Origin of the sequence: Streptomyces sp. NRRL S-337, assembly GCF_000720175.1 — a bacterium.
In the GTDB taxonomy this organism is placed as follows: domain Bacteria; phylum Actinomycetota; class Actinomycetes; order Streptomycetales; family Streptomycetaceae; genus Streptomyces; species Streptomyces siderophoricus.
The window spans coordinates 92,931-117,439 of record NZ_JOIX01000016.1 but is presented as its reverse complement, the minus strand read 5'-3'; the positions used below and the strand labels follow the sequence as shown (position 1 = coordinate 117,439).

The following is a 24,509-nucleotide window of genomic DNA, read 5'->3' as shown; positions in this document are numbered from 1 at the left end:
GCCTTGTTCGTGGACGTAAAGCGACAGCAGTCCACGAACAAGGCCCCGGAGGCCCGTCACCGCACCCACAACAAACCCAGCCCGCCGCAGGCGCAACGGCGAGAAGCCCCGCGGCGCCGCAGACAGCTACGTGCGCGGCGCCGCAAAGCGCAACGGCGAGCAACCCCGACGGCGGGAAAGCCAGCTACGTGGGGAGAAGCTCAATGCGGCTGCATTTCGCGCACGTCCTCCGGACGCCCCGCGCCCGGTGGCATCGCCGGGTGGGTGCCGATCAGGACGATGCCCGCGACCACGGCCGCGATGCCGGCCACCTCCCAGGCCAGTGCGCCGGCGGTGACCCGCAGCTGGTCGCCGAGGAATCCGACTCCGCACAGGATCCCGGCCAGCGGCTGGGCGGCGGTCAGTGCGGGCAGGGACAGCCGCAGCGGCGCCGACTCGAAGGCGCTCTGCACCATCACCAGCGCCAGCACCCCGAGCACCACGATGGCGTACGGCTGCCAGCTGATGAGCAGGGCCGACCAGCCGCCCTGGCTGAAGTGCTCGCCGCTGATCCGGGTCAGCGCGTCCTGCAGGCCGTATATCAAGCCGGCCGCCACGCCCAGCAGCGCGGCCTCCAGGCTCACGTGCACCCGCTCCCGTTTGGCCACCGCCGCCAGCGTCAGGGCGACGCCCAGCACCACGCCCATGATCAGCCACTGCCACAGGTGGTCGGTGCTGCGCTGTCCGCCCCGTGGCCGGCCGGCCACGATGAACGCGGTGACGCCGCCGGCCAGCAGCCACAGCCCGGCCCAGCCGGTGCGGCCCAGCCGCTGTTTGGTCAGCCGTCGGGACAGTGCCATCGCGAAGAGCAGATTGGTCGCGAGCAGGGGCTCCACCAGAGTGATGTCGCCCATTCCCAGCGCCACCGCCCCCAGTGCCATGCCCACGACCATCAGGCCGATACCGGCCACCCACAGGGGCATCCGCACGAGGTCGAGCAGCAGGCGGAGGGAGAGGTAGTCCTTCATCGGGGCGTGCTGTGCGGCGGCTTGCTGGAGTACGAAGCCGAGTCCCAGACAGCAGGCCGCTCCAAGGGCGAGCAGTATCACCGTCACGTCGCACCTCTATCGCGCGGGGCGGGGGATGCGCCTGAGGATAGCCATCCGGCGGCGGGTGAGGGGTGGCCCTGGTCACCCCCATTCTCCCGCGCGCCCTCGTCTACTGCGCGGTAACGGATGGTTGACGCGGCAGTCGGGTGCACTGAGGATCGTTCCACCCGGGTGGCCCGGGGCGGCCGGGACGCCCGGCGGGCCCCGGCGAGGAGAGGCTGCTGATGGCGTACGACGCTGATGTGATCGTGATCGGAGCGGGTTTGGCGGGGCTGGCGGCCACGGCGGAACTGGTGGACGCGGGCCGCAAGGTGATCCTGCTCGACCAGGAGCCCGAGCAGTCCCTCGGCGGGCAGGCCCATTGGTCCTTCGGTGGCCTCTTCCTCGTGGACTCACCCGAACAGCGCCGGCTGCGGATCCGCGACAGCCACGCCCTGGCGTGGCAGGACTGGCTCGGCGCGGCCGGATTCGACCGTCCGGAGGACCACTGGCCGCGCACCTGGGCCGAGGCGTACGTCGATTTCGCGGCCGGTGAGAAGCGGTCCTGGCTGCACCGGCAGGGCGTACGGTTCTTCCCCGTCGTGGGCTGGGCCGAACGGGGCGGCTACGCCGCGACCGGGCACGGCAACTCCGTCCCGCGCTTCCACATCACCTGGGGCACCGGCCCCGGTCTGGTCGCGCCGTTCGAGCGCCGGGTGCGGGCCGGGGCCGCGCGCGGCCTGGTGGACCTCCGCTTCCGGCACCGGGTCACCAGTCTCACCCGGAGCGCCGGCAGCGTGGACACGGTCAGCGGCGAGGTCCTGGCGCCCTCCGACGTCCCGCGCGGGAAGCCCAGCAGCCGCGAGGTGACCGGCGCCTTCGAGCTGCGGGCGCAGGCCGTGATCGTCACCTCCGGCGGGATCGGCGGCAACCACGAGCTGGTGCGCGCCAACTGGCCCGAGCGCCTGGGGACCCCGCCGGAGCGGATGCTGTCCGGTGTGCCCGCGCACGTCGACGGCAGGATGCTGGGTATCACCGAGGCGGCCGGCGGGCGGATCATCAACCGCGACCGGATGTGGCACTACACCGAGGGCATCGAGAACTGGAACCCGATCTGGCCGCTGCACGGCATCCGGATCCTCTCCGGCCCCTCCCCGCTGTGGCTGGACGCCCGCGGCCGGCGGCTGCCGGTGCCGCTGTTCCCGGGCTTCGACACCCTCGGCACCCTCGAACACATCATGCGCACCGGCCACGACCACACCTGGTTCGTGCTCACCCGGAAGATCATCGAGAAGGAGTTCACCCTCTCCGGCTCCGAGCAGAACCCCGATCTGACCGGCAAGAGCATTCGTGACGTGCTGGGCCGGGCCAGGGCCGGCGCGCCCGGTCCGGTGCAGGCGTTCATGGACCGCGGCACGGACTTCATCGTCGAGCGCTCGCTGCCCGATCTCGTACGGCGGATGAACGCGCTCACCAAGGAGCCGCTGATCGACGAGGCCGCGCTGCGCGGCGAGATCGTGGCCCGGGACCGGGAGATCGTCAACTCCTTCACCAAGGACCTCCAGGTGACGGCGGTGCGCGGGGCCCGCAAGTACCTCGGTGACCGGTTGATCCGCACCGCGGCCCCGCACCGGCTGCTCGACCCCGGGGCCGGCCCGCTGATCGCCGTCCGGCTGAGCATCCTCACCCGCAAGACGCTCGGCGGGCTGGAGACCGACCTCTCCTCGCGGGTGCTGGCCGACGGCGGGGCGCCCCTGCCGGGCGTCTACGCGGCGGGCGAGGCGGCCGGCTTCGGCGGCGGCGGGGTGCACGGCTACCGCTCGCTGGAGGGCACCTTCCTGGGCGGCTGCCTGTTCTCCGGCCGTACGGCGGGACGGGCGGCCGCACGGGCGGTGGCCTGACGGCGTGGGGGCCCGCGGAGGATGTTGGCGGATCCAGCCATTCCTCTTTCCGCCTTGACGGGGGGCTCTGCGGACCGCTTTGCTGTGCGTGATGACTGGTGCGGACCAGACCGTCACCCTCTGCACAGGCGCGCGCAGACCCGGCCCCGCCCACCAAGGACGACAGGTGCGGCGCACGACCGGCGCGGCGCGCCATGGAGCCCGCTGACCCGTGATGTCGATTTCCCCCTCGCCGCCCCTCGCACCCCCGGCCCCCGGACCCACCGGCCGGGCGGCCGGCCCGGCCACCGGCCCCGCGCTGGACGACGCCGAACTGGCCGTCGCCGCCGACGCCCTGGCGCTCGGCCAGTGGGCCCGGGTGCGCACCCTGCTCGCCGAGACCGGTACCGACTGGGACCGCCGGGGCCACCGATTAACGGTGCTGGCCGGCTGCCCGGGCAGTGCCGCCTGGGCCGGTGACTGGCAGCTCGCCGAACCGGACAGCGGGGACGCGGCCACCCTCCTCGCCGTCGCCACCGTCCGGCGGGCGCTGCGCGGCGAGACCAGCAGTGGTGCCGCCGCCGCGGCCTGTGCGGCCGCCGCCCGGCTGCTGCCCGACGACCCCACGCCTTGGCTCGGCGCGCTGATCCTGGCCCGCCGCACCGGCACCGAGGACGCCCGCGCCCACGCCTTCAGCCAGATACGGGCCCGGCACCCCGACCACCACCACGCCCACCACCTGATGGCCGCCTGCCTCGCCGAACAGCAGCCGCACGCCGCCGACGACCCGCGGCACCCGGCCCATGCCTTCGCCGCCCGCGCCGCCGCCCGCGCCCCCGCGGACTCCCCGCTCGCCCTGCTCCCCGTCGTCGCCCACGCCGAGCGCTACCGCGTACGGGCCGCGGCCGGCCTGGAGCCGCCCGACCCGGCGGACTCCGGTCACTGGAAGACCCGGCACGCGCACCGGCTCCGGCAGGCCGCCTTCGACTGGTGGCTGGAATGGGAGGGCGAGGACCACCCCCGCGGCGAGGTCGACCTCAACTTCCTGGCCCACGCCACCTTCCACGAGGGCCGGATGGCCGAGGCCGCCACCCTCTTCGCGCGCATCGGCCGCCACCGGACCCGCGCCCCCTGGTCGTACGCGGGCCGCGACCCCGACCGCGCCTTCCGGACCGCCCGGGCCACCGCCCTGCGCCGGGCCCGGGGGTTCGGACGCACCGGCCCATGACGAAAGTCTGACGCCGGGGCCCGGACACTGGCCCCGGCGCCCGCGCGGTGTTCGAATCGAGGGGTGACCAAGGACGAGAATCCGGCCCGCCCGGCCGGCCACGACGACGACCGGCGCGGCACGCCCGTCGGCCGCCGCGTGGTGCTCGGGATGCTCGCGGCCGGCGCGGCCGGCGTCGCCGCGGCCCCCTACCTCCAGCGCGCCTACGACGAGACCCTCGGCGCCGCCGCGCAGAACGACCCCACCGGCCTGTCCGGTCTGCTGCCCGCCGGCGGCGGCTTCCGCTACTACTCGGTGACCGGTTCCGTCCCGGACAAGGACGAGCACAGCTACCGCCTCACCGTCGACGGCCTGGTGCGCCACCGCGCCAGCTACCGCCTCGCCGATCTGCGCGCCCTGCCGCAGACCCGGCTGGTCCGCGACGTCCAGTGCGTGACCGGCTGGCGGGTGCCCCACACCGCGTTCGAGGGTGTGCGCCTGGCCACCCTCCTTGATGCCGCCGGTGTCCGCCCCGAGGCCAAGGCCGTCCGCTTCACCTGCTTCGACGGCGCCTACAGCGAATCCCTCACCCTCGAACAGGCCCGCCGCCACGACGTGCTGATCGCCCTGCGGATGCAGGACCGGCCGCTCGGCCACGACCACGGCGGCCCGGTGCGGCTCTACGTCGCGCCCATGTACTTCTACAAGTCGGCGAAGTGGCTCTCCGGGATCACCGTCACCGACCACGTCCAGCCCGGATACTGGGAGCAGCTCGGATATGACGTCGATGCCTGGGTCGGCCGGTCGAACGGACGGGACGATGTCCCCACGACCTGAGACCGCCGCCGGTCCGGCCCAAGGCCGTCCCCGCGTCAAGCGCTTCGCCCGCGCCGAACACCGGGTGCACCGGGCCACCGCCGCCCTCATGGCCGTCTGCGTGGCCACCGCGGCCTGCCTCTACCTCCCCTTCCTCGCCCAACTCGTCGGCCGCCGCGCCCTGATGGTCACCCTCCACGAGTGGTCCGGCATCCTGCTGCCGGTCCCGCTGCTGCTCGGTCTGGCCTCCCGTGCGCTGCGCGCCGACCTCACCCGCCTCAACCGCTTCGGCCCGCACGACCGGCGCTGGCTGCGGTCCGTGCTCCGCCGCCGGGGAGGCCGTCCGGCCGGGAAGTTCAACGCCGGCCAGAAGCTGTACGCGGCCTGGCTCGCCGGCGCGGTTCTGGTGATGACCGGCACCGGCCTGCTGATGTGGTTCACGCACCTGGCGCCGCTGGTCTGGCGTACCGGCGCCACGTTCGTCCACGACTGGCTCGCCCTCAGCCTCCTCATCGTGATCGGCGGCCACATCTGGATGGCGTACCGGGACCCCGAGTCGAGGGCGGGGCTGCGCACCGGGTCGGTCGACGCGGCATGGGCCCGGCGTGAACACCCGTTGTGGACGCCGGAGGACGGCAAGGGAGGCAGAGGGGAGGAGGAGTAATTTCTCTGCAGAGATTTCTCTGCAGAGAACCCTGTGCAGAGGACCCTCTGCAAAGCTATGCTCGTCTCATGCCTGACGACCCCTCAACGCCGCCTGCGCAGCCGGCCGGCGCCCTTCCCGAGCGCCGGATGGACGCCCGCAGCCTGCGCGGCCTGGCGCATCCGCTGCGGATGCGGATCCTGGACCTGCTGACCCTCGACGGCCCGGACACCGCGACGGGGGTGGCCCGACAGCTCGGTGAGAACACCGGCACCGTCAGCTGGCACCTGCGCCACCTCGCCGACCACGGTTTCATCGAGGAGGACACCGGCCGGGGCACCAAGCGCGAACGCTGGTGGCGGGCGGCCCGGGTCTCACACCGCCTCGACACCACCGACTTCCGCGACGATCCGGCCACCCGCGGCGCCTTGTCGGTCTACCTCCACGAGTTCGTCCAGCGGGACTTCCACCAGGTCACGACCTACCTCACCGAGGACTGGGAGCCCGAGTGGCACAACGCCGGCACCCTCTCCCGCTGGCAGGACCTACGGATGACCGCCGAGCAACTGCGGGCGCTCAACGCCGAGTTGGCCGAGGTCGTCGCAAGGCACCGGGCGGCGGCGCTGGACGCCAACCGGAACCCGTCCGCGGTGGACGGCGACCCGGTCCGGCCGGTCCTCGTCCAACTGCAGTCCTTCCCCCGGAAGGAGAGCGGGGACGCGGACGGGGGCGGCGACCGGTGAGCGGACTGCTCCGCCGGCACCGCGACTTCCGGCTGCTGTGGTGCGGCGAGACGGCCGGGAAGTTCGGGGCCGCGGTCACCAACGTGGCCATGCCGCTCGTCGCGGTGTCCACCCTGCACGCCTCCACCTTCGCGGTCGGACTGCTCGCCGCCGCCGGCTGGCTGCCCTGGCTGCTGATCGGCCTCCCGGTCGGCGTATGGGTGGACCGGGTGCGCCGCCGCCCCCTGATGCTCGCCTCCGCCGCGCTGTCCCTGGCGCTCTTCGCCGCCGTCCCCGTCCTCGCCCGGTACGGCAGGCTCGGCCTGGGAGCGCTGCTCGCGGTGGCCCTGCTGACCGGCGGCGCCGCGGTGGTCTTCCAGACCGCGTACAGCGCCTACCTCCCCACCCTCCTCGACCCCGCCGACCAGGCCGAGGGCAACGCCAAGCTGCACGGCAGCGCCTCCGCCGCGCAGATCGTCGGACAGGGCACCGCCGGCCTCCTCGCCCAACTGGCGGGCGCGGTCAACGGCCTGCTGGCCAACGCCGGCACGTTCCTCGTCTCACTGCTGTGCCTGCTCGGCATCCGGCACCGCGAACCCCGCCCGGCCAAACGGAACGACGGCCGCGCGGCGCGCTCCCTGCCCGCCGAGATCGCCGAGGGCGTGCGGCTGGTCGCCGGCGATGTGTGGTTCCGTACGCTGACGCTCTTCGGCGCCCTCTCCAACCTGGCGCTGATGGCCTATCAGTCCCTGGTCGCCGTCTTCCTGGTACGCGAGGTCGGCCTGCCGTCCGGAGCCGTCGGCGGACTGCTCGCGCTGGCCAGTACGGGCGGGATAGCGGGCGCGTTCCTGGTGCGCCGCACCGCCGCCCGGCTGGGCACCGCCCGCGCCATGCTGCTGTACGAACTCGGCCTGCCCAGCGCCGCGTTGCTCATCCCGCTGACCACCCAGGGGGCCGGCACGCTGCTCTACGTCGCGGGCAGCTTCGGGGTCAGCGCGGGCGTGGTGGGCGGCAACATCCTCAAGGTGGGCTTCCAGCAGCGGTACTGCCCGCCCTCCCTGCTCGGCCGGCTGGTGGCCAGCAGCGCCTTCCTGAACTACGGGACGCTGCCGCTGGGTGCCCTGCTCGGCGGTGCGCTCGGCTCCGCCCTCGGGGTCCGCACCGCCCTGTGGATCACGACCGCCGGTGTGCCGCTCGCGGCCCTGACCCTGCTCCTCTCGCCGGTCCGTACCGTCCGGGACTTCCCGGAGCGCCGGACGGACGACGCGCACCACGCCACCGGTCCCGGACCGGAGAAACGGGACGGGGCGGCGGCCCGCAACTGAGCCGGTGGGGCGGTGCCCGGCCGGACTCCTACGCGCCCGCCCCCGGCAGGGCCACCTCGAAGCGGCAGCCCGCGCCGGCGTTCCGTACCGTCGCCCGGCCGCCGTGGGCCTCCACGATGCCGCGGACGATCGCCAGGCCGAGCCCCGCCCCGGCCTGGCCGTCCGCGCGCGGGGTGCGGGCGCTGCCACCGCGCCAGCCGGTGTCGAAGACCCGGGCCAGGTCCTCCGGCGGGATGCCGCCGCAGCCGTCCTCGACGGCCAGGACCACCCGGTCCGCCTCCTGCCGGGCGCTGACCGCGACGGTCCCCTCGGCCGGGGTCGCCCGGATCGCGTTGACCAGCAGATTGCCCAGGACCCGGGTGATCTGCTGGGCGTCCACCCGCACCGGCAGCGGCGCCACCCCACCGTCCACCAGCCGCACCCCGCCCGCCCGCGCCAGCGGCCGGGCCCCGGTCAGCGCGTCGTCCACCAGGTCGTACACCGACACCCGCGACAGGGTCAGGGCCAGCGCCCCGGCCTGGATGCGGGACAGTTCGAAGAGGTCGTCGACCATGGCGGACAGCCGTTCCACCTCGATCCGGATCCGGGAGTGGTAGCGCGCGGGGTCCTCGGCGACCCCGTCCTCCAGCGCCTCGGCCATCGCCCGCAGCCCGGCGAGCGGGGTCCGCAGATCGTGCGAGATGCCCGCGATCAGCTCGCGGCGGGAGCCGTCCAGCGCCCGCTCGCGCTCCCGGGCCTTGGCCAGCCGGGCGCTGGTCTCCTCCAACGCCCGGGACAGTGCGGCGAGTTCGGCCGTCGGCGGCTCGTCCGGCGCGACGAATCCGCCCTCGCTGCCGACCGTACGCGCCGACCGTGCCAGCTCCCGGCTGCCCGCCGCGATCCGCCGGCCGAAGAGCAGCGCGGCCGCCAGCGACACCACTCCGGACACCGCCACCACGGCCATCACCACGCCCAGGTCGTGCCCCGACAGGAACATCGCCTGGGCGACCGCCACCGTGCCCGCAGCCATCGCGGCCACCGCCAGCGCCGCCACCGCGAACAACGACAGCGCCACCGAACGGCGCCGCAGCGCCCGTACCGCGGGTGCGGCGAGCAGCCCCACCAGCGCCGCGCCGAGCGCCGCCAGCGCCACGATGACCAGGAAGTCCGTCATGGCAGACACCCCTCGTCCACCTCTTCCGGCCCGGGGGAGCCCGGCGCGGGATCGAAGCGGTATCCCGCGCCCCACACCGTCGTCACCAGCCGGGGCGCCGCCGGATCCGACTCGACCTTCTCGCGCAGCCGCCGTACATGGACGGTCACCGTCGACAGATCGCCGAACTCCCAGCCCCACACCCGGTGCAGCAGCTCCTCCCGGGAGAAGACCCGGCCCGGGTGGCGCATCAGGAAGACCAGCAGGTCGAACTCGCGGGCAGTGAGGGCGAGTTCGCGTCCTGCGCGGTCGGCCCGGCGGCCCTCGGGGTCGGCGGTCAGGTCCCCGGCCCGCAGGACGGGCGCGGGCGCCGCGGCCGGCGGCGGGGACTCCGCGCGGCGCAGCACCGAGCCGATCCGCAGTACCAGCTCGCGCGGGCTGAACGGCTTGGTCACGTAGTCGTCCGCGCCCAGCTCCAGCCCGAGGATGCGGTCCGCCTCCTCGCCGCGCGCCGTCAGCATCACCACCGGGACCGCGGGCCCGTCGTCCGCGCGGCGCAGCCGGCGGCACACCTCCAGGCCGTCGAGGCCGGGCAGCATCAGGTCCAGGACGACCAGATGCGGCCGGAAGGCCGCGGCCCGGTCCAGTGCGGCGAACCCGTCGGCGGCGTGCTCGGTGGCGTATCCGGCGCGGGAGAGATAGCCGGTGACGACCTCGGCGACGGTCGGATCGTCCTCGACGACCAGGACGCGCCGGGGCGGCCCGGACGCGGGGGCGGGCGGGGGAGCGGCGGGCGGCGGTTCGCAGTGCACGGTCAGCGGGCCCTTCCCGGGAGAGACCTCATGGCCCCAGCCAACACCACCGGGCGGCGCGGCGCGCGGCCCGGCCCGCGGCCGTAAGAATCCGGTAACCGGCGGCAGGAGCCGGACGCCGGGCCGGAGCGCGTGCGCTCAGTCCGCCAGTCCCTCGCGTACCCGCCGCGACACCGTGATCGTGTACAGGTCCAGGATGCCCGGGGGTTCGGCCAGACCGGGGCCGCCGGCCCGGATCCAGGCGGCGATGTCCGCCAGCGCGTCGTCGTCGTTGACCAGCCCCAGCCACACCGGCCGGCCACCCGCCGCCCGGCCGGCCGGCGAGGGCTGCACCACCACGACGTTCGCCTGGTCGCAGACGTCCAGGCAGTCCGAGGCGCGCACCGGCGCCGCCCCGTCCAGGGCCGCCCGCAGCCGGGGTATCTGACCGGCGTGGTCCACGCCCGGGATCTTGGCCGCATCGCCGCAGCAGCAGCCGCGGCAGACGGTGACCCGGCAGGACGCCGCGGCCGCGGGGGCCGGGCGCCCGGCACGCTTGTTGATCATCCGGCCCATGCTACGCGGCCCCGCACGGCGCCGCCCCGGCCCCCTGCGCCTTCCCGCCACATTCCGGCCGGGCGGCCCCGGCCGGGGGTAGGAACACCCCTTGCCGGGATAGACATCCGACCATGCCCATAACCGACTCCCAGCCCGACTCCCCCTCCGGTTCCCGGCCCGCCCCGGCCCCCGTCGACGCCATCCCCGGCCCGGCCGGCCTCCCCCTCCTCGGCTCGATGCTCGACCTGCGGCGCGACTCCCTCAGCACGTTCGCACGGGCCCGGCGCGAACACGGCGACGTGGTCCGCCTGGAGGCCGGCCCGCCCGGCCTGCGCAGCGTGTTCCACGCCGTCTTCGCGCCTGAGGGCGTCCAGCAGATCCTCGCCTCCCAGGCCGCCAACTTCCGCAAGGACCACCCGCTGTACGAGGAGGTCCGGCAGGCGTTCGGCAACGGCCTGCTCACCAGCCAGGACGCCGACTACCTCCGGCAACGGCGGCTGGTGCAGCCGCTGTTCACCAAGCGCCGGGTGGACGGCTACGCCTCGGCCGTGACGGGCGAGGCCGCCACCGTCGTCGACCGCTGGCGGACCGCCGAGGGCGCCACCGTCGACCTGGTCCCCGAGATGAACCGGCTCGCGCTGCGCACCGTCGCCCGGATCCTCTTCGGCCTGGACGCCGAGGAGGCGGTGGCCGCGATCCACCGCTGCGCCCCGGTCATCAACGCGTACGTCGTGCAGCGCGCCTACGTGCCGGTGAAGATCCCGCGGCAGTGGCCGACCCCGGGCAACCTGCGGGCGCGGGCCGCCATGGACGAACTCGACGCGCTGTGCGACCGGATCATCGCCGGCCGCCGCGCGGCGACCGGGACGGCGGACGGCCCGGACGCAGCCGGGGGCGAGGACCTGCTCTCGCTGCTGGCCGCGGCCGGCAACGCCGAGGACGGTTCGCTGGACGCCACCGAGATCCGCGAGCAGGTGCTGATCTTCCTGCTGGCCGGTCACGAGACCACCGCGATCTCCCTGGCCTTCACCCTGCACCTCCTCGCCCGCCACCCCGAGGAACAGGCCCGGGTCCGGGCGGAGATCGACCGTGTGCTGGCGGACCGGGTGCCCACCGCCGCCGACCTGGAGCGGCTGCCGTACCTGACCCAGGCGCTCAAGGAATCGATGCGGCTGTACCCGGCGGCACCGGTCGTCAGCCGGCGGGCCGTGGCGGCCACCGAGATCTGCGGCTTCCGCGTCCCGGCCGGTGCGGACGTGGTGGTCGCGCCGTGGGTGACCCATCGCGACCCGGCGCTGTGGCCGGACCCGGAACGCTTCGACCCCGGCCGGTTCGCACCCGAACGGGACGAGGGAAGGCACCGGTACGCCTGGTTCCCGTTCGGCGGCGGTCCGCGCGCCTGTATCGGGCAGCACTTCTCCATGCTGGAGTCGGTGCTCGCGCTGGCGATGCTGCTGCGCGCGTACGAACTCGACGCCGTGGACGAGGAGGTGCCGGTCGCCGCCGGCATCACCCTGCAGCCGACCGGTCCCGCCCGGGTCCGGCTGCGCCCGCGCGAGGGGGCGGGGGAGTAGGGCGGGGTTCCGGGGACGCCGGCGCGCATCCACCGCTGTAAACGCAACGAAAAATGCGTTTGCTTTTTCGCGGCGTCCCCCGTACCGTCTTTCCCGGCCCCATTGCCGCCGATTGGAGAAGGCCGTTGCTCGTCTGAGGTCCTGAGACACCGCGCGCACGCGTACGCCCTGACGTACCGCGTGGCGCCGTCCGTGACCTCGGCGTGCCGACCGGCGTACCCCGGCGCACCCGGCCCTTCCGGCGTCCCCCCGCGGTGTCTCCCGCGCAGCTCCCCGCACACCTTCCGCGCACCCAGGAGACCCGTATGTCCCAGACCCCCGCATCCCGCGCCGCCTCCGCCGCGTCCCTCGCCTGCTCCGGCCTCGGCTTCAGCTGGCCCGACGGCAGCCGTGTCTTCGAGGACTTCCAGCTCACCGTCGGCCCCGGCCGCACCGGCCTGATCGGCCTCAACGGCTCAGGAAAATCAACCCTGTTGAAGCTCCTCGCGGGCGAGCTGACCCCGACCGCGGGCAGCGTCCGGACCGCCGGTGAGATCGGCTACCTCCCGCAGCACGCCCCGCTCGACACCGCGCTCCGCGTCGACCAGGCACTCGGCATCGCCGCGACCCGCGCCGCCCTGCACGCCATCGAGAACGGCGACCCGAGCGAGGAGCACTTCACCGTCATCGGCGACGACTGGGACGTCGAGGAGCGGGCCCGCGCCACCCTCGACCAGCTCGGGCTGACCGGTATCGACCTCGACCGCACCATCGGCGAGATCTCCGGTGGGGAATCCGTCCTGCTCCGGCTGGCCGCCCTGCTGCTCGGCCGGCCGGACGTCCTGCTGCTCGACGAGCCCACCAACAACCTCGACCGGGCGGCCCGCGAGCGCCTGTACACCGCGGTGGACGGCTGGTCCGGCGTGCTCGTCGTGGTCAGCCACGACCGGGAACTCCTCGGCCGGGTCGACCGGATCGCCGACCTCCGCGGCGGCGAGATCCACTGGTACGGCGGCAACTTCGCCGACTACGAACGCGCCCTGGCCGCCGAACAGGAGGCGGCCGAACGGATGGTGCGGGTCGCCGAGGCCGACGTCCAGCGCCAGAAACGCGAACTGTCCGACGCCCACGTCAAGTTGGCCCGCCGGGTCCGCTACGGCAACAAGATGAGCGCCAACAAGCGCGAACCCAAGATCGTCATGAATGGACGCAAGCAGGACGCCCAGGTCTCCGCCGGCAAACACCGCATCCTGCACACCGAACGCCTCAAGGAAGCCAGGGAACGCCTCGACGAGGCCGTCGAAGCGGTCCGGGACGACGACGAGATCCGCATCGACCTGCCGCACACCGCCGTCCCGCCGGGCCGCGGCGTGCTCACCCTGCGCGACCTGCACGCCCGCTACGGCGCCCGCGCCCACCTGGAGGTGCACGGCCCCGAACGCATCGCCCTCACCGGCCGCAACGGCTCCGGCAAGACCACCCTCCTGCGCACCCTCGCCGGCGAGATCCCACCGGAGTCCGGCACCGCGGAGGTCCACGTCCCGCACCGCTTCCTGCCCCAGCGACTGGAGGTCCTCGACAACGACCTGACCATCGTCGAGAACGTCGCCCGCTTCGCCCCGGACGCCACCAACAACCGCATCCGGGCCCGGCTCGCGCGCTTCCTCTTCAAGGGCGCCCGGGCCGACCAGCAGGCCGGCACGCTCTCCGGCGGCGAACGCTTCCGCGCCTCGCTCGCCGCGCTGATGCTGGCCGAGCCCGCCCCGCAGCTGCTGCTGCTAGACGAGCCGACCAACAACCTCGACATGGCCTCGGTCCGCCGGCTGGTCACCGCCCTGGAGTCCTACGAGGGCGCGCTCGTGGTCGTCAGCCACGACCTGACGTTCCTCCGGGAACTGGGCATCACCCGCTGGCTCGCCCTGGAGGACGGCGAACTCACCGATGCCGCACCGCTGTAGGGCCGCGGCGGAAGGCTCCGGAAGGCCCCTCCCGTAATTGCGTTGCCGCCGCCCCTCCCGTGGTCCATGATCCTCCTCATGACCTACAGGAAGGGCGGCCACCGCCCCACCCGATGACCACGCGGACGCCGGGCCAGGACCCGGCCTCCACCCCGTCGGCCGATGTCACCGCGTCGACGGCCGCCGGCCCCGACCGTCCGTCGGACCTCACCTCAGCGGTCCTCGACGGATCCGTCCTCACCCCGGGCACCCCGGCCAGAACCGCCGTCTTCGAAGCGGTCGGCACCGACCCCGACGGCCCGGCCACCCGCGAACTGCTCTCGCTCACCCGTCATATGAGCCCCGCCGTACGCCGTACCGCGCTCACCCTGCTCGGCGAGCTGACGTACGGCCGTACGCCCTGGCCGGCGCCGGCCCCGGCGGCCGCGGCCGGGCTCCACGACCCGGACCCGGAGGTCCGCAGGGCCGCCGCCACGCTCCTCGTCCGCACCGGTGCCGCCGACCGGGCCCGTACCGCCCTCGGCGAACTCACCGACCCCGTCACCCGGATCGCCCTGGCCGACGCGCTGCTCGGCACGCCGGGCGCCTCCTGCCCGCCCGGCCCGCTCCGCACCGACCCGCTCCCCGAGATCCGGTTGCTCGGCTGCCTGGAGGAGCTGGCGACCGCACCGCGCGAACGCTGGCCGGAACTGGACGCCCAGATCCTGACGGAGGTCACCGGGCTCACCGCCCACGACGCCGACCGCGGCTACTCCGTCGGCGCCCGCTGGGGCCGCGCCCTCCACCGCCAGGAACGTGAACAGGACTGCTACGCCACCGTCACCCGACTGCTGGCCGGCGGTGCGGGTGCCTACGGGCGACGGGTCGGTGTGCAGCTGGCCCACCGGGCGTTCCAGGAGTGGCGGGCCGCCCCCGGCACCCTCGCCCCGCACCTCGCCCGGTTGCTGCCGACCTCCCAGCCCGGCCTTGGCACCCTCGTCGTGCACGCCCTGTGCGCCTCCCGCACCGCCACCCGCCGGTCCGCCGACGCCCTGGCCGCCCTGCTGCCGGACCCCACCACGGTCCCGGCCGCGGACCCCACCGGCCCGGGTGTCGACCCCTCCGCCGCCCTCGCCTGGCACCTCACCTACGCCCTCGCGACGATCGACGATCCGCGCGCCGCCCCGCACGTCCACGCCCTGCTGACCGCCGGCGCCCGCCCACCCGGCATGCTCGCCGCCCTCCGCGGCCTGCTCCGCGCCGAAGCCGTGGACACCGGTCAACTTGCCGCGTACGCAGGCCGGTTGCTGCGATCCGAAGACCGCGACGCGCTGTCCCTCGCCCTCGGCATCCTCGACGCCCTCGATCCGGCGGCCGCCGCTTTGTGCGTCCCCGACCTCCTCATGGCGCTGCGCACGGCGTGCGAGGCGGCCGAGGCCCGCGGCGCCACCCTGGCGACCTGGCCGGAGCTCTCACTCGTCGGCACGCTCGGCCGGATCGGCCCGCCCGCGGCCGCCGCGGTGCCGCTGCTCACCACGCTCACCCGCGACTCCCGCCGGCGCCCCGGCCACGGCGCACTGGCCCTGGCCCGGATCACCGGCGACCGGGCGCCCCTGGCGACCTATCTGCGCACCCACCCCCTGGAGGGCCGTCGCCGCACCGCCGATCACTCCGCCCTCTTCCGGTGGCTGCTCGACCACGGCGGCCTCGACCGCGAGCAGTCCGCGCAGCTGCGCGCCGCCGTCCTCGGCCGCCCCGGCGCCATGCAGGTACGCGGCTCCCTGGTGTTGTGGCGGAACGAAGGCCCACCGGTGGCCGCCGAACTCCTCGCCGTACTTCCGGGCTACCTCGACGACGACCTCTTCGGTCCGGTCGCGATGACCACCCTGGCCGCCATGGGGCCGCACGCCCGCCCCGCGCTCCCGCACCTGCGCGCGCTGATCGACCGACGCACCCGGCTCCCGCTGTACGCCGGTTCAGCGGACGCCGATCTGCGCGCCGACGAACAGCTCCTGGAAGCCGCCGAGCGCACGGTGGCGGCGCTCACCGGAGGAGACGAGCTGCAGCCCGCCCCCGCGGACGGTCCCTAGCCACCCGCCTCCGCGGACGAGGCGGACCGCACGAACAACGCCAGGCTCTCCCCGCACTGCGAATGCAGCGGCGCGGGGAGGGCGTCCGGCGGGCACCACCTGAGCGCGTCGAACTTGTGCGGCTCGCCGATCGTCACCGCCTCCGGCGCCACCCGCACCGCGAAGACCACCGCGACCCAGTGCGAGTCCACCGGATCGCCGCGCAGCACATTGCGCACCCCGAGCTGCTCGATGCGAAGCGGCCGGGTGCCGTACTCCTCGTACACCTCCCGCGCCACCGCGGTCTCGAAGCTCTCGCCGAACTCCAGCGCCCCCGCACCGCAGTCCCAAGTCCCCGGCTCGTCCCGGGCCCCGGCGCTCCGCCGCGCCAGCAGCACCCGCCCCGCACCGTCGTGGCACACGAACACGCACGACACCCCCGGCCGCCGCACCGCACCGTCACCTTCTCCCACGTCGCCCCTCCGCACTTCCGTATCGGTGTCCGCCGCCCTCAGAAGTGCCGCAGCAGCTCCTGGAACGCCGACAGCCGCAGCACCTTCTTGTCGTCCGGGTCGAGCTCGTCGTGCTCCAGCACCCAGGTGTGCCGGTGCGGGATGAACACCGCGTTCAGCCCGGCCGAACGCGCCGGCAGGATGTCCGATTTGGGGGAGTTGCCGATCATCCAGGTCTCGTCCGGCACCAGGTCGTACGCGCGCTTGAGCCGCTCGTACGTGGCGACGTCCTTCTCCGCCACGATGTGCACCCCGCGGAAGTGCCCGGTCAGCCCCGAGGCCGCCACCTTCCGTTCCTGCTCCTCGGTGTCGCCCTTGGTCAGCAACAGCAACTCGTGCCGCCGCGCCAGCTCCGCCAGCGTCTCGGCCACCCCGGGCATCAGCTCCACCCGGTCCCCGGCGAAGGCGGCCGCCCACCCGGCGATCCGCGCCGTCTCCTCGGCCGTCGCGGCCCGCCCGCGCAGCCGCGCCACACACTCACCCAGGCTGTGCAGGAAGACCTTGCTGCCGTACCCCAGCGTCGGTGCGTTCGCGGCCTCGATCCCGTCGAGCACCGTCCGCACCGCCACCCGGTCGAGCCCCGGCCGCACCATCCACTCCAGGAACTCGTCGATGACCCGCTCGAAGATCACGTTGTTCTCCCACAACGTGTCGTCCGCGTCAAAGATCAGCATCCGGCCAGCCCTTCGTCCCAGTTCACCAACCCCCGCACCCTACGGACGCCGGGCCCCCGCCCGCACCGCAAATTCGCCGGCGGACGTCAGCCGGCCGCTGCCCCCGGCCACGCCGCCAGCCGCAGCCCGCTCTCGAACCGCCGCTCCCGCCCGTCCACCGGGTCCCGGAACGCCAGCACCTTCGCCAGCAGCTGCAACGGCGCCCCGAAGCCCTCGGCGCCCGCCCCACCGGCTTCCTGGGCCCCCTCCGCGTCACCCCCGCCCGGATACAGCGGATCATGGAGGATCGGCAGCCCCAGCCCGTGCATGTGCACCCGCAGCTGATGCGTCCGCCCGGTCGCCGGCAGCAGCCGGTAGCGCCCGAGCCCGCCCCGCCGCTCGACCAGCTCGATCCGGCTCTCCGCGTTCACCGCCCCGGGCACCTCCCGCGCCGTGTGCACCCCGCGCTCCTTGACGATCCGGCTGCGCACCGCCACCGGCAGCGCCACGTCCGCGTCGTACGGGGCCACCGCCTCGTACTCCTTGTGCACCCGGCGCCCACCGAACAGCCCCTGGTACGCCCCCCGGTCCTCGGGCCGTACGACGAACAGCACCAGCCCCGCCGTCAGCCGGTCGAGCCGGTGCGCGGGCTGCAGCGCCGGCAGCCCGAGCTCGCGCCGCAGCCGGGCCAGCGCGGTCTCGGTGATGTGCTGCCCGCGCGGCGTGGTGGCCAGGAAATGCGGTTTGTCGGCGATCACGATCCGTTCGTCCCGGTGCACGATCCGCACCTCGAACGGCACCCGCACCTCCGGCGCGAAGTCCCGGTGGAACCACACGTACCGCCCCGCGACGTACGGCTCCTCCCCGCTCAGCGCCCCCTCCAGGCCCACGAACCGGCCCGTGCGCAGCATCTCCGCCACCCGCCCGGCCCCGATCGCCCCGCCGAACCGCGCCACGAGGTGCTCCCCGACCGTGCCCCACACCCCGCCCGGATCGGCCGGCAGCCGCACCCGCACCGGATCGATCCCGTCACGCTGCGGCAACGGGGCGGGCGGCACGGGGGAGCGGCGTCTCACGGGATCTCCGGGCGGGCGAGAAAGGGCGAAGCGAAGAAGTCGGAAAACGGATGTCGGAAAACACCGACGCCGGCTCGGGCGATGCCGAGCGGGCGTGGAGAGTCATGACAGAGTCCGCGGGAGAGTTGCACCTTACACACATGCCGGTGATGCGGGGAGAGCCGCGGCTGCCATAGGCGTGGGTTCGAGGCGGGAGCGAAAGCCAGCAACCCCTCGATCGTCCCACAGGGGCGCCCTCCGTATTTTGCTTACGCTGACCATGGGGGAGCGCCGAGAGGCTCTTGACGTCCGCCCCGGTTGTTTTCCGTCCCCTGCACGTTCCGGCAGCTTCCCCGCACTCCTCTCCAGCGCCGGACAGGGCCAGTGCGCGCAGGCTCTTCACACATCGCCGGGGCGTCGGGCCTCCACCCCTGCTAACCGAATGCCCTCTCCATCTCCACCCCGGCGGGGGTTCCCCTCTCCGTATCGGAGTGGACCGGGAGCGCAGGCGGACCTGGCGGCGGTACGTGCGGCCGCTCCGACTCTTCCCACGTCCCGTCCGCCCGTACCCGCAGAGGTCGACGCCCTTCGATCAGCACGCCCAGTCCAGCGAGCACGGACTCACCGAGGAACCACCATCCCCCGTGATTAACGAGAAACAGCCTTCCGCGCTCATCAACGGCCAACACCGACTCGGCTCCGTGCACGCCGAACGGGAAGAGCCTGCTCCCTACCCGCTCCGCGAACGCCCGCATGGTCGAGAGCAAGTAGCGTCCCTCACGCGGGTCGATGGCCAGCCCGTGCACGGCCACGTCGACACCGGGCCCGTCGAGCAGCACTTCGAGCCCGTAGAACTCCCGCAATGCTTCCTCGGCGGCCGGAAACACTTCCCAGGTGCCCTCACCCCGTCCGCTGATGGTGCTGACCGTCTCCATGACGGCGAGCTGGTACGACGCACCGGCATCACGCCCCGGTCGCCAACCAGCTCGGGTCAACACGTCATGCGCGCTGCTACCTTCGCGCCCGGGTTCCGGCGCGGTCATGCGTCGTCACGTCCGATGAAGGTGATCCCGAGCCGGTCCAGAAGTGCCCGGCAGGCAGGGCAGGGGTCGGTGGGCTGACCGTGATCAGGATCTCCGTGTTCACGGATCATTTTCGACATCATCGCGGCTCCCCGGAAATGCGGCACCGCCTCTTGCAGCGTGACCGGCGGATGTCCCGGCCGTTCGGCATCGAGGGCCCAGAGCTGATCGGACACGAGGGCCGATTCGGCGCAGTACCCGAGAAACGGTTCGCGCAGCCTCTCCGGCAGCTCCTCGAAGTAACTGCGCACGGCCGGATGCAGATTGGGAGTTCCGTCACCACTCAGATTCGTGTGACTGACGATCTTCCCCTGCACGAGGAGAGAAGATGCCGTCCCAGGAATCAGTGTCCCTTCCCAACGCTCAGACACTCTGCAAGTCACCCCTCACCCAGTTGCTGAAGAAGTTGAATTCATCAGAGCCGAGACGATATGCCCCGGTATGATGGATGCAATAGAACTCTCCATCCTCGGCCACGACAAAGATCCCTCCGTCGGGAAGGTCGTACCCGATCCGGAACAGGCGCTTGCTCAACTCTTCTGACAGCTCGGCGATTTCCCTGAAGTCACCCTCATAGCCGCCGGTCGGGTTGGTGATCAACTTACTCTCGGGGTCGCTCGGGTGTGTCAACTTGAGCAGCCCATAGGTAGTAATGAATCTCACGGCTGCGTCGAAGGGGATAGCCGAGAAGCCCTCTTTTTCGGACTCGGCAACCACCTCGGAAATAAATTCGCGAGCCTTCTCCTCGATGCCTCTGTCCGGGCTCCAGCCATTCCTGGTGAGCCATTGCAGGATCTCATCCCGCGACATTGATGCAGGCACGGTAACCCCTATCGATCAACCATGGACGGATATGCCAAGCGCTGGCAGCATATGCTCGCAAGACCTGCATGGCGGTTTGAAGTCTCCATGTTTGAGTGTCGTGACCTTCTTCCCCGTTTCCGGATCTCTCTCCTTCAGGTCACCTATCTGACGAGTGTGCATGACGCCGCCCTCAAGGGCTCGTCTGGCATCATCCGGGGTCCTGATCGTAGTCCCTGTCGGATCCATCTGGTGCAGGCGGTCCGAGACCAGCGCTACTTCAGCACAGTTTCCGTGGCCGACTCCGGGCCTCTTCCCATCGGCCTCTTGCCTTGCTTTGATGTCGTCCAGGAGCTGTTGTAGTGCCGGATGTGCCTTGGGGTGCTCCTGTGGAGTCGGTGGTGCAGCGCCTGAATCAATTTCCTGTTGCGTCTGGGAAACCTTGCGCCTCACCGAACTTGTGTGTGCGGTAATGGTTCCGTCGTGCAGAAAACTTCCGGCACAACCATCCTTACGGTAGTCCTTCCCTGGCGTAGAGCTGTTCGGGTCGGCCGCCCGGGCATCATCCGCAAGCTTTCCGGACTCCTGCTCCAAGGAGTCCAGTTGAGTCTTGCGATCCATACTGGAAACATCCACAGGATCCCGCCGGTGATGACGCATCTCATCGGCACTGTGGCCATGCCACCAAGGGTTCCTGCCTGAGCCGGCCCCCAGGGGCGGCTTCCCTTTGCCGGAGTTCCCTCCGCCTTCTCCGCTCCCTCCGGAATGCGGCGACTTGGGGTCCTTCCCGCTTTTACCGAGACCAGAGAAGTGCGACGCGAGCTTCTGATCGTTGTCGTGATGGTTTTTGGCCATCTGTTTGACGCCGCGGGTCATGTTGTCATCAAGGTGCTTGGCAGTTTTTTTGACGCCCTCCTCGATGCCCTCGATTACCTTGTCGAGCATGACATTGGCAGCGTTGGCGATGGCATCCTTGCCCCGCGTGCGGCCATGGTGGCTCTTGGCCCTGCCGATCTTGCCGCCGGCCTTGTTGCGGAACGTCCCGCCCGCGCTCTGCAGGCCAGTCACGGCTCGGTCATGCTCGTCCGGATCGAAGCTGAATCCGCTACCACTACCGCTACCGCCACCGGTCCGGCCACCGCTACCGCCACTCGCGCTGAGCAGCTCCATGGGGTTGTCCGCAGCAGACTTGGCGGAGTCCTTGGCGTCTCGTACACCCTGGTGGAAGCCGTCTTTCCCGGCCTGTGCCGTGTGTTTGAGATCAACGCCGTCCTGGACACCGAGAGCGTTCGCGCCCAGCTGGACGACCAGATCGCCGACCATCGCGCCGAGTGCCTCCTCCACGGGCGTCAGCGCGATACTGATGACCTGTTCGGCGACCTGCTGGCATACCTCCTTGAACAGCCGCTTCACGATCATTCGGGTCGCCTGCGTAGCGGCCAGAGCACCCACCTCGGACAGCCCCAGGGTGAACGGCGCCGCCGCCTGCGCGGCGATCACCTCGGCCGCCAGGATGCCCAACTGAACGATTGCGCCCAGCTTGGCTCCCTCGATGAGAACAGCGACGCCGTCCATGGCCGTGGCCGCCAGCCGGCCACACTCGGCGAGGTTCCGTAGGTGGGTGCCGTTGACCTTGCCCCAGTGAGCGTTCAGCGCCTCGACGGCCAGCGAGCCGCCGGCCGAGGAAACCAAACTCTGGATCGCCTGGTGCGCTTCTCCTGAGCCCTCGTCGATGTCGTCGGCGAACTCCCGCATGGCGTCGGCCATCTCGCGGTAATCGTCCTCATTCACGTTCGGCCACGACACACCGATGATGTCGAGTATCTCGTCCGCCCACCCCGGCAGTACTACACCCACGCGAAGAAGCTCCCCCTGCTGATCTTGCTCGTACCGGCCTGTCAGACGTTCTCAACCCACGAACAGTTCCTCATGGCGCGGAGGAGTCACCAACGTTGGCTTGATCCCTCCGGCATCGGAGACCGTCTTCACGGCCTCTACGAAGGACTTTCCATGCTGTTGAGGGGAAGGTCAGGGAGCAGCCTCAAGGCGCCTCCAGGCCTCACGTACGGGGTGCGCCCGGAGCCATCTACGGCCACCTCCACACATTCGTCCCGACTTCCGCTGGGACGAGCTGTTCCGTCAAATCAGCCCCGGCGCCAACGCGGTTGGGTTGGCGAACAGTGCCGCGCAGCAAGAAGCCCGAGCCGGCGGGATGTGCTTGTCTTCTACGGCTGGTTCTCCATCGAGAACCGCCAGGACCCGTTCGCCGTAGAGGTGGATGATCCGTTGGGGGATGTGGTGGTGGCTGCACTGGTGATGGCGGCCGAGCAGCAGGCGGGTCGGTCGGCGACGTTGCTGGGCGAGCTGGCGGAGTCGGTGCCGGAGCTGGTGGCCATGGCAGCGCATCGACGCGGGGCGCGAGCGCGCGGGCCGGGGTGCGAGTCACGGTGATCGTCACGCTGGGGAGGGCGGTGGGCACGACGGTCCAGACGGATTCGATCCTTTTCCCCGAGGCCCGCACCGCCCATGCCTATCTGCTCCGCACCGTACCCCGGGGTACCACCCGTCCTCACGTCTCCCGTCGGACGTCTTCCCGCCTCCCTGCTGAAGGACTCCGTCCGAGACGCCGAGCGGGGGTAAGGCAGGTCACACAGTCCCTGAGGTGACAGCTGCTGCGGCCGCTCGACGCGGGATCACTGAATGCAACCGGTGCATCACCCAGCGCCGGGCCGCGCTCGACGCCGGAGCCGCCCCCAACTCTTCGCCAGGTGGATCAATCAGGGCCAAGCCGAGAGAGTCTCTGCGAGTCTCTGCTGAGCAAGATCTCCTCGCCGCGGCGACAGCCGGCCCGAGCCCTCACGCAGCGCGGATCACGTGCATGATCACCGAACTCGGTGCGATGACTGATCGGCTCCTCGCTGCCGCGCTGTCGAGTCCAGGGCCCCTGTGCCAGGGCTTCGGGCTTGCTGTGCCTTGGCGCACTCATGCTGAAGAGGGTTGTGACGACAGAGTCACAACCCTCTTCAGCATGTACCTATGCAGAGTGTCCGAGGGGGGACTTGAACCCCCACGCCCGATAAAGGGCACTAGCACCTCAAGCTAGCGCGTCTGCCATTCCGCCACCCGGACCAGGTGTCTGCCGGTGCGGCCTGGGCCGTTCCGACGTGGAAAACAATAGCAAACGTTCGGGGGTGGTCGATCACCCGTGCAGTCCGCCGGGTGCGGGCCTGTGACCAGCGGATGTCGGGAGTATTGCGGCCTTGGGCGGAGCGCGGCCGGGGTGGAGGATGGCGGTGGACCCCCGCCGCGGACCGGGCGCCTCGGGGCGCGCGACGCGGCCGTGAACCAAGAGGAGGCAGCGTGATCGAGTCACAGCCGGCCCGTACGGTGACCGGCGAGGACGAGGTCGTCGACCTGTGCCGGGATCTGATCAGGATCGACACCAGCAACTACGGCGACCACTCGGGCCCCGGTGAGCGGGCCGCCGCCGAGTACGTCGCGGAGAAGCTCGCCGAGGTCGGCCTGGAGCCGCGGATCTTCGAGTCGCACAAGGGGCGCGCGTCGACCGTCGCCCGCATCGAGGGCGAGGACCGCTCCCGGCCCGCGCTGCTCATCCACGGCCACACCGACGTCGTGCCGGCCAACGCCGCCGACTGGACCCACCACCCGTTCTCCGGGGAGATCGCGGACGGGTGCGTCTGGGGGCGCGGCGCGGTCGACATGAAGGACATGGACGCGATGACGCTGGCCGTCGTCCGGGACCGGCTGCGCACCGGCCGCAAGCCGCCGCGGGACATCGTGCTGGCGTTCCTCGCGGACGAGGAGGCGGGCGGCACCTACGGCGCGCGGTACCTCGTCGACCACCACCCGGAGCTCTTCGAGGGGGTGACCGAGGCGATCAGTGAGGTCGGCGGCTTCTCCTTCACGGTCAACGAGCAGCTGCGGCTGTACCTGATCGAGACGGCCCAGAAGGGCATGCACTGGATGAAGCTGACCGTGGACGGCTCGGCCGGCCACGGCTCGATGATCCACAAGGACAACGCGATCACCGAACTCTCCGAGGCGGTCGGACGGTTGGGGCGGTACGAGTTCCCGGTGCGGGTGACCAAGACGCTGCGGGTCTTCCTGGACGAGCTCGGCGACGCGCTGGGCACCGAGCTCGACCCGGAGGACATGGACGGCACGCTGGCGAAGCTCGGCGGCATCGCCAAGCTGATCGGCGCCTCGCTCCGGAACACCGCCAACCCCACGCAGCTGGGCGCCGGGTACAAGGTCAACGTGATCCCCGGGCAGGCCACCGCGCACGTCGACGGGCGCTTCCTGCCGGGCTACGAGGAGGAGTTCCTGGCCGACCTGGACCGGATCCTCGGCCCGCGGGTCAAGCGCGAGGACGTGCACGCGGACAAGGCGCTGGAGACCACGTTCGACGGGGCGCTGGTCGCGGCGATGCAGTCGGCGCTGCAGGCCGAGGACCCGATCGCGCGCGCGGTGCCGTACATGCTGTCCGCCGGTACGGACGCCAAGTCGTTCGACGACCTGGGAATCCGGGGATTCGGCTTTGCGCCGCTGAAGCTGCCGCCGGAGCTGGACTTCGCCGGAATGTTCCACGGCGTGGACGAGCGGGTTCCGGTGGACGGACTGAAGTTCGGGGTGCGGGTGCTCGACCGGTTCATCGAACAGAGCTGAAACCCGCGGGCGGAGGGGCC

22 protein-coding genes and 1 tRNA gene are annotated in these 24,509 nt (G+C 72.1%); 11 read left to right on the top strand and 12 right to left on the bottom strand.

What is annotated here, in order from left to right:
- Positions 1-200 precede the first annotated feature (200 nt).
- The gene (locus IG62_RS0114620; RefSeq protein ID WP_030801947.1) at positions 201-1,094 is read right to left on the bottom strand and encodes a DMT family transporter; all 894 of its coding nucleotides are present in this window, start codon (positions 1,092-1,094) and stop codon (positions 201-203) included.
- Between the two features lie 218 nt (positions 1,095-1,312).
- On the opposite strand from IG62_RS0114620, the gene IG62_RS0114615 reads away from it, so the two are divergent.
- The 6 genes from IG62_RS0114615 (at position 1,313) to IG62_RS0114590 (ending at position 7,660) form a co-directional block, all read left to right on the top strand.
- Positions 1,313-2,968 carry an FAD-binding dehydrogenase gene (locus IG62_RS0114615; protein WP_030801945.1) on the top strand — a complete coding sequence of 552 codons (1,656 nt, stop codon included), beginning with the start codon at positions 1,313-1,315 and terminating at the stop codon, positions 2,966-2,968.
- 214 nt (positions 2,969-3,182) lie between these two features.
- Positions 3,183-4,175: a hypothetical protein gene (locus IG62_RS0114610; RefSeq protein ID WP_051798071.1), complete on the top strand. Its 993-nt coding sequence runs from the start codon at positions 3,183-3,185 to the stop codon at positions 4,173-4,175.
- A 63-nt stretch (positions 4,176-4,238) separates the two neighbouring features.
- On the top strand, positions 4,239-4,991 hold the full coding sequence (locus IG62_RS0114605; protein ID WP_030801940.1) for a molybdopterin-dependent oxidoreductase: 753 nt from the start codon (positions 4,239-4,241) through the stop codon (positions 4,989-4,991).
- Positions 4,975-5,634: a cytochrome b/b6 domain-containing protein gene (locus IG62_RS0114600; RefSeq protein WP_030801939.1), complete on the top strand. Its 660-nt coding sequence runs from the start codon at positions 4,975-4,977 to the stop codon at positions 5,632-5,634. Before IG62_RS0114605 ends, IG62_RS0114600 begins: the two co-directional genes overlap by 17 nt.
- A 68-nt stretch (positions 5,635-5,702) precedes the next feature.
- Entirely contained in the window at positions 5,703-6,356 is a 654-nt protein-coding gene (locus IG62_RS0114595; RefSeq protein ID WP_030801937.1) for a winged helix-turn-helix domain-containing protein, read from the top strand.
- Positions 6,353-7,660, top strand: a complete 1,308-nt coding sequence (locus tag IG62_RS0114590) for an MFS transporter (protein ID WP_030801936.1) — start codon at positions 6,353-6,355, stop codon at positions 7,658-7,660. Before IG62_RS0114595 ends, IG62_RS0114590 begins: the two co-directional genes overlap by 4 nt.
- Before the next feature lie 28 nt (positions 7,661-7,688).
- Here IG62_RS0114590 and IG62_RS0114585 read toward each other — a convergent pair whose 3' ends face one another.
- From IG62_RS0114585 to IG62_RS0114575, 3 genes are all read right to left on the bottom strand, one after another.
- Positions 7,689-8,813: a sensor histidine kinase gene (locus IG62_RS0114585; protein WP_030801935.1), complete on the bottom strand. Its 1,125-nt coding sequence runs from the start codon at positions 8,811-8,813 to the stop codon at positions 7,689-7,691.
- Positions 8,810-9,604 carry a response regulator transcription factor gene (locus tag IG62_RS0114580; protein WP_051798069.1) on the bottom strand — a complete coding sequence of 265 codons (795 nt, stop codon included), beginning with the start codon at positions 9,602-9,604 and terminating at the stop codon, positions 8,810-8,812. The genes IG62_RS0114585 and IG62_RS0114580 overlap by 4 nt, the downstream gene beginning before the upstream one ends.
- 138 nt (positions 9,605-9,742) lie before the next feature.
- On the bottom strand, positions 9,743-10,150 hold the full coding sequence (locus tag IG62_RS0114575) for a hypothetical protein (protein WP_030801933.1): 408 nt from the start codon (positions 10,148-10,150) through the stop codon (positions 9,743-9,745).
- A gap of 122 nt (positions 10,151-10,272) precedes the next feature.
- On the opposite strand from IG62_RS0114575, the gene IG62_RS0114570 reads away from it, so the two are divergent.
- The 3 genes from IG62_RS0114570 (at position 10,273) to IG62_RS0114560 (ending at position 15,721) form a co-directional block, all read left to right on the top strand.
- Positions 10,273-11,715 carry a cytochrome P450 gene (locus tag IG62_RS0114570; RefSeq protein WP_051798067.1) on the top strand — a complete coding sequence of 481 codons (1,443 nt, stop codon included), beginning with the start codon at positions 10,273-10,275 and terminating at the stop codon, positions 11,713-11,715.
- A 305-nt stretch (positions 11,716-12,020) separates the two neighbouring features.
- Entirely contained in the window at positions 12,021-13,652 is a 1,632-nt protein-coding gene (locus IG62_RS0114565; RefSeq protein WP_030801931.1) for an ABC-F family ATP-binding cassette domain-containing protein, read from the top strand.
- 113 nt (positions 13,653-13,765) lie between these two features.
- Positions 13,766-15,721, top strand: a complete 1,956-nt coding sequence (locus IG62_RS0114560; RefSeq protein WP_030801930.1) for a HEAT repeat domain-containing protein — start codon at positions 13,766-13,768, stop codon at positions 15,719-15,721.
- Here IG62_RS0114560 and IG62_RS0114555 read toward each other — a convergent pair.
- The 7 genes from IG62_RS0114555 to IG62_RS44640 form a co-directional block, all read right to left on the bottom strand.
- Positions 15,718-16,173, bottom strand: a complete 456-nt coding sequence (locus IG62_RS0114555; RefSeq protein WP_051798077.1) for an NUDIX domain-containing protein — start codon at positions 16,171-16,173, stop codon at positions 15,718-15,720. The genes IG62_RS0114560 and IG62_RS0114555 overlap by 4 nt on opposite strands.
- Before the next feature lie 38 nt (positions 16,174-16,211).
- Positions 16,212-16,886, bottom strand: a complete 675-nt coding sequence (locus IG62_RS0114550; RefSeq protein ID WP_030801928.1) for an HAD family hydrolase — start codon at positions 16,884-16,886, stop codon at positions 16,212-16,214.
- Between the two features lie 86 nt (positions 16,887-16,972).
- Positions 16,973-17,941: a pseudouridine synthase gene (locus IG62_RS0114545; RefSeq protein ID WP_030801927.1), complete on the bottom strand. Its 969-nt coding sequence runs from the start codon at positions 17,939-17,941 to the stop codon at positions 16,973-16,975.
- A 413-nt stretch (positions 17,942-18,354) separates the two neighbouring features.
- A complete protein-coding gene (locus tag IG62_RS0114540) occupies positions 18,355-18,963 on the bottom strand; it encodes an SUKH-3 domain-containing protein (protein WP_078872006.1) in 609 nt (202 codons plus the stop codon).
- Positions 18,960-19,373 (bottom strand): YwqJ-related putative deaminase, encoded by a 414-nt coding sequence (locus IG62_RS0114535; protein ID WP_324604628.1) that lies wholly within the window; start codon positions 19,371-19,373, stop codon positions 18,960-18,962. Before IG62_RS0114535 ends, IG62_RS0114540 begins: the two co-directional genes overlap by 4 nt.
- Positions 19,366-19,812, bottom strand: a complete 447-nt coding sequence (locus IG62_RS0114530; RefSeq protein WP_030801923.1) for an SUKH-3 domain-containing protein — start codon at positions 19,810-19,812, stop codon at positions 19,366-19,368. The genes IG62_RS0114535 and IG62_RS0114530 overlap by 8 nt, the downstream gene beginning before the upstream one ends.
- Positions 19,813-19,839: 27 nt before the next feature.
- Entirely contained in the window at positions 19,840-21,660 is a 1,821-nt protein-coding gene (locus IG62_RS44640; RefSeq protein ID WP_107052975.1) for a YwqJ-related putative deaminase, read from the bottom strand.
- A 357-nt stretch (positions 21,661-22,017) separates the two neighbouring features.
- Between IG62_RS44640 and IG62_RS0114515 the strand changes: the two genes are divergently transcribed.
- Complete coding sequence (locus IG62_RS0114515) at positions 22,018-22,254, top strand: hypothetical protein (protein ID WP_030801916.1); 237 nt, start codon at positions 22,018-22,020, stop codon at positions 22,252-22,254.
- Between the two features lie 593 nt (positions 22,255-22,847).
- On the opposite strand, the gene IG62_RS0114510 is transcribed toward IG62_RS0114515, so the two are convergent.
- Positions 22,848-22,932: transfer RNA gene (locus IG62_RS0114510), tRNA-Leu, on the bottom strand.
- A gap of 231 nt (positions 22,933-23,163) precedes the next feature.
- On the opposite strand from IG62_RS0114510, the gene IG62_RS0114505 reads away from it, so the two are divergent.
- Complete coding sequence (locus tag IG62_RS0114505; RefSeq protein WP_030801914.1) at positions 23,164-24,489, top strand: M20/M25/M40 family metallo-hydrolase; 1,326 nt, start codon at positions 23,164-23,166, stop codon at positions 24,487-24,489.
- The last annotated feature ends 20 nt before the right edge of the window (positions 24,490-24,509 follow it).

Bases quoted from the DNA above. Each gene is read 5' to 3' on its own strand.
- IG62_RS0114615 (WP_030801945.1), top strand. From the start codon at position 1,313: ATGGCGTACGACGCTGATGTGATCGTGATCGGAGCGGGTTTGGCGGGG.
- IG62_RS0114610 (WP_051798071.1), top strand. From the start codon at position 3,183: ATGTCGATTTCCCCCTCGCCGCCCCTCGCACCCCCGGCCCCCGGACCC.
- IG62_RS0114600 (WP_030801939.1), top strand. From the start codon at position 4,975: ATGTCCCCACGACCTGAGACCGCCGCCGGTCCGGCCCAAGGCCGTCCC.
- IG62_RS0114595 (WP_030801937.1), top strand. From the start codon at position 5,703: ATGCCTGACGACCCCTCAACGCCGCCTGCGCAGCCGGCCGGCGCCCTT.
- IG62_RS0114585 (WP_030801935.1), bottom strand. From the start codon at position 8,813: ATGACGGACTTCCTGGTCATCGTGGCGCTGGCGGCGCTCGGCGCGGCG.
- IG62_RS0114575 (WP_030801933.1), bottom strand. From the start codon at position 10,150: ATGATCAACAAGCGTGCCGGGCGCCCGGCCCCCGCGGCCGCGGCGTCC.
- IG62_RS0114570 (WP_051798067.1), top strand. From the start codon at position 10,273: ATGCCCATAACCGACTCCCAGCCCGACTCCCCCTCCGGTTCCCGGCCC.
- IG62_RS0114565 (WP_030801931.1), top strand. From the start codon at position 12,021: ATGTCCCAGACCCCCGCATCCCGCGCCGCCTCCGCCGCGTCCCTCGCC.
- IG62_RS0114560 (WP_030801930.1), top strand. From the start codon at position 13,766: ATGACCACGCGGACGCCGGGCCAGGACCCGGCCTCCACCCCGTCGGCC.
- IG62_RS0114550 (WP_030801928.1), bottom strand. From the start codon at position 16,886: ATGCTGATCTTTGACGCGGACGACACGTTGTGGGAGAACAACGTGATC.
- IG62_RS0114540 (WP_078872006.1), bottom strand. From the start codon at position 18,963: ATGACCGCGCCGGAACCCGGGCGCGAAGGTAGCAGCGCGCATGACGTG.
- IG62_RS0114530 (WP_030801923.1), bottom strand. From the start codon at position 19,812: ATGTCGCGGGATGAGATCCTGCAATGGCTCACCAGGAATGGCTGGAGC.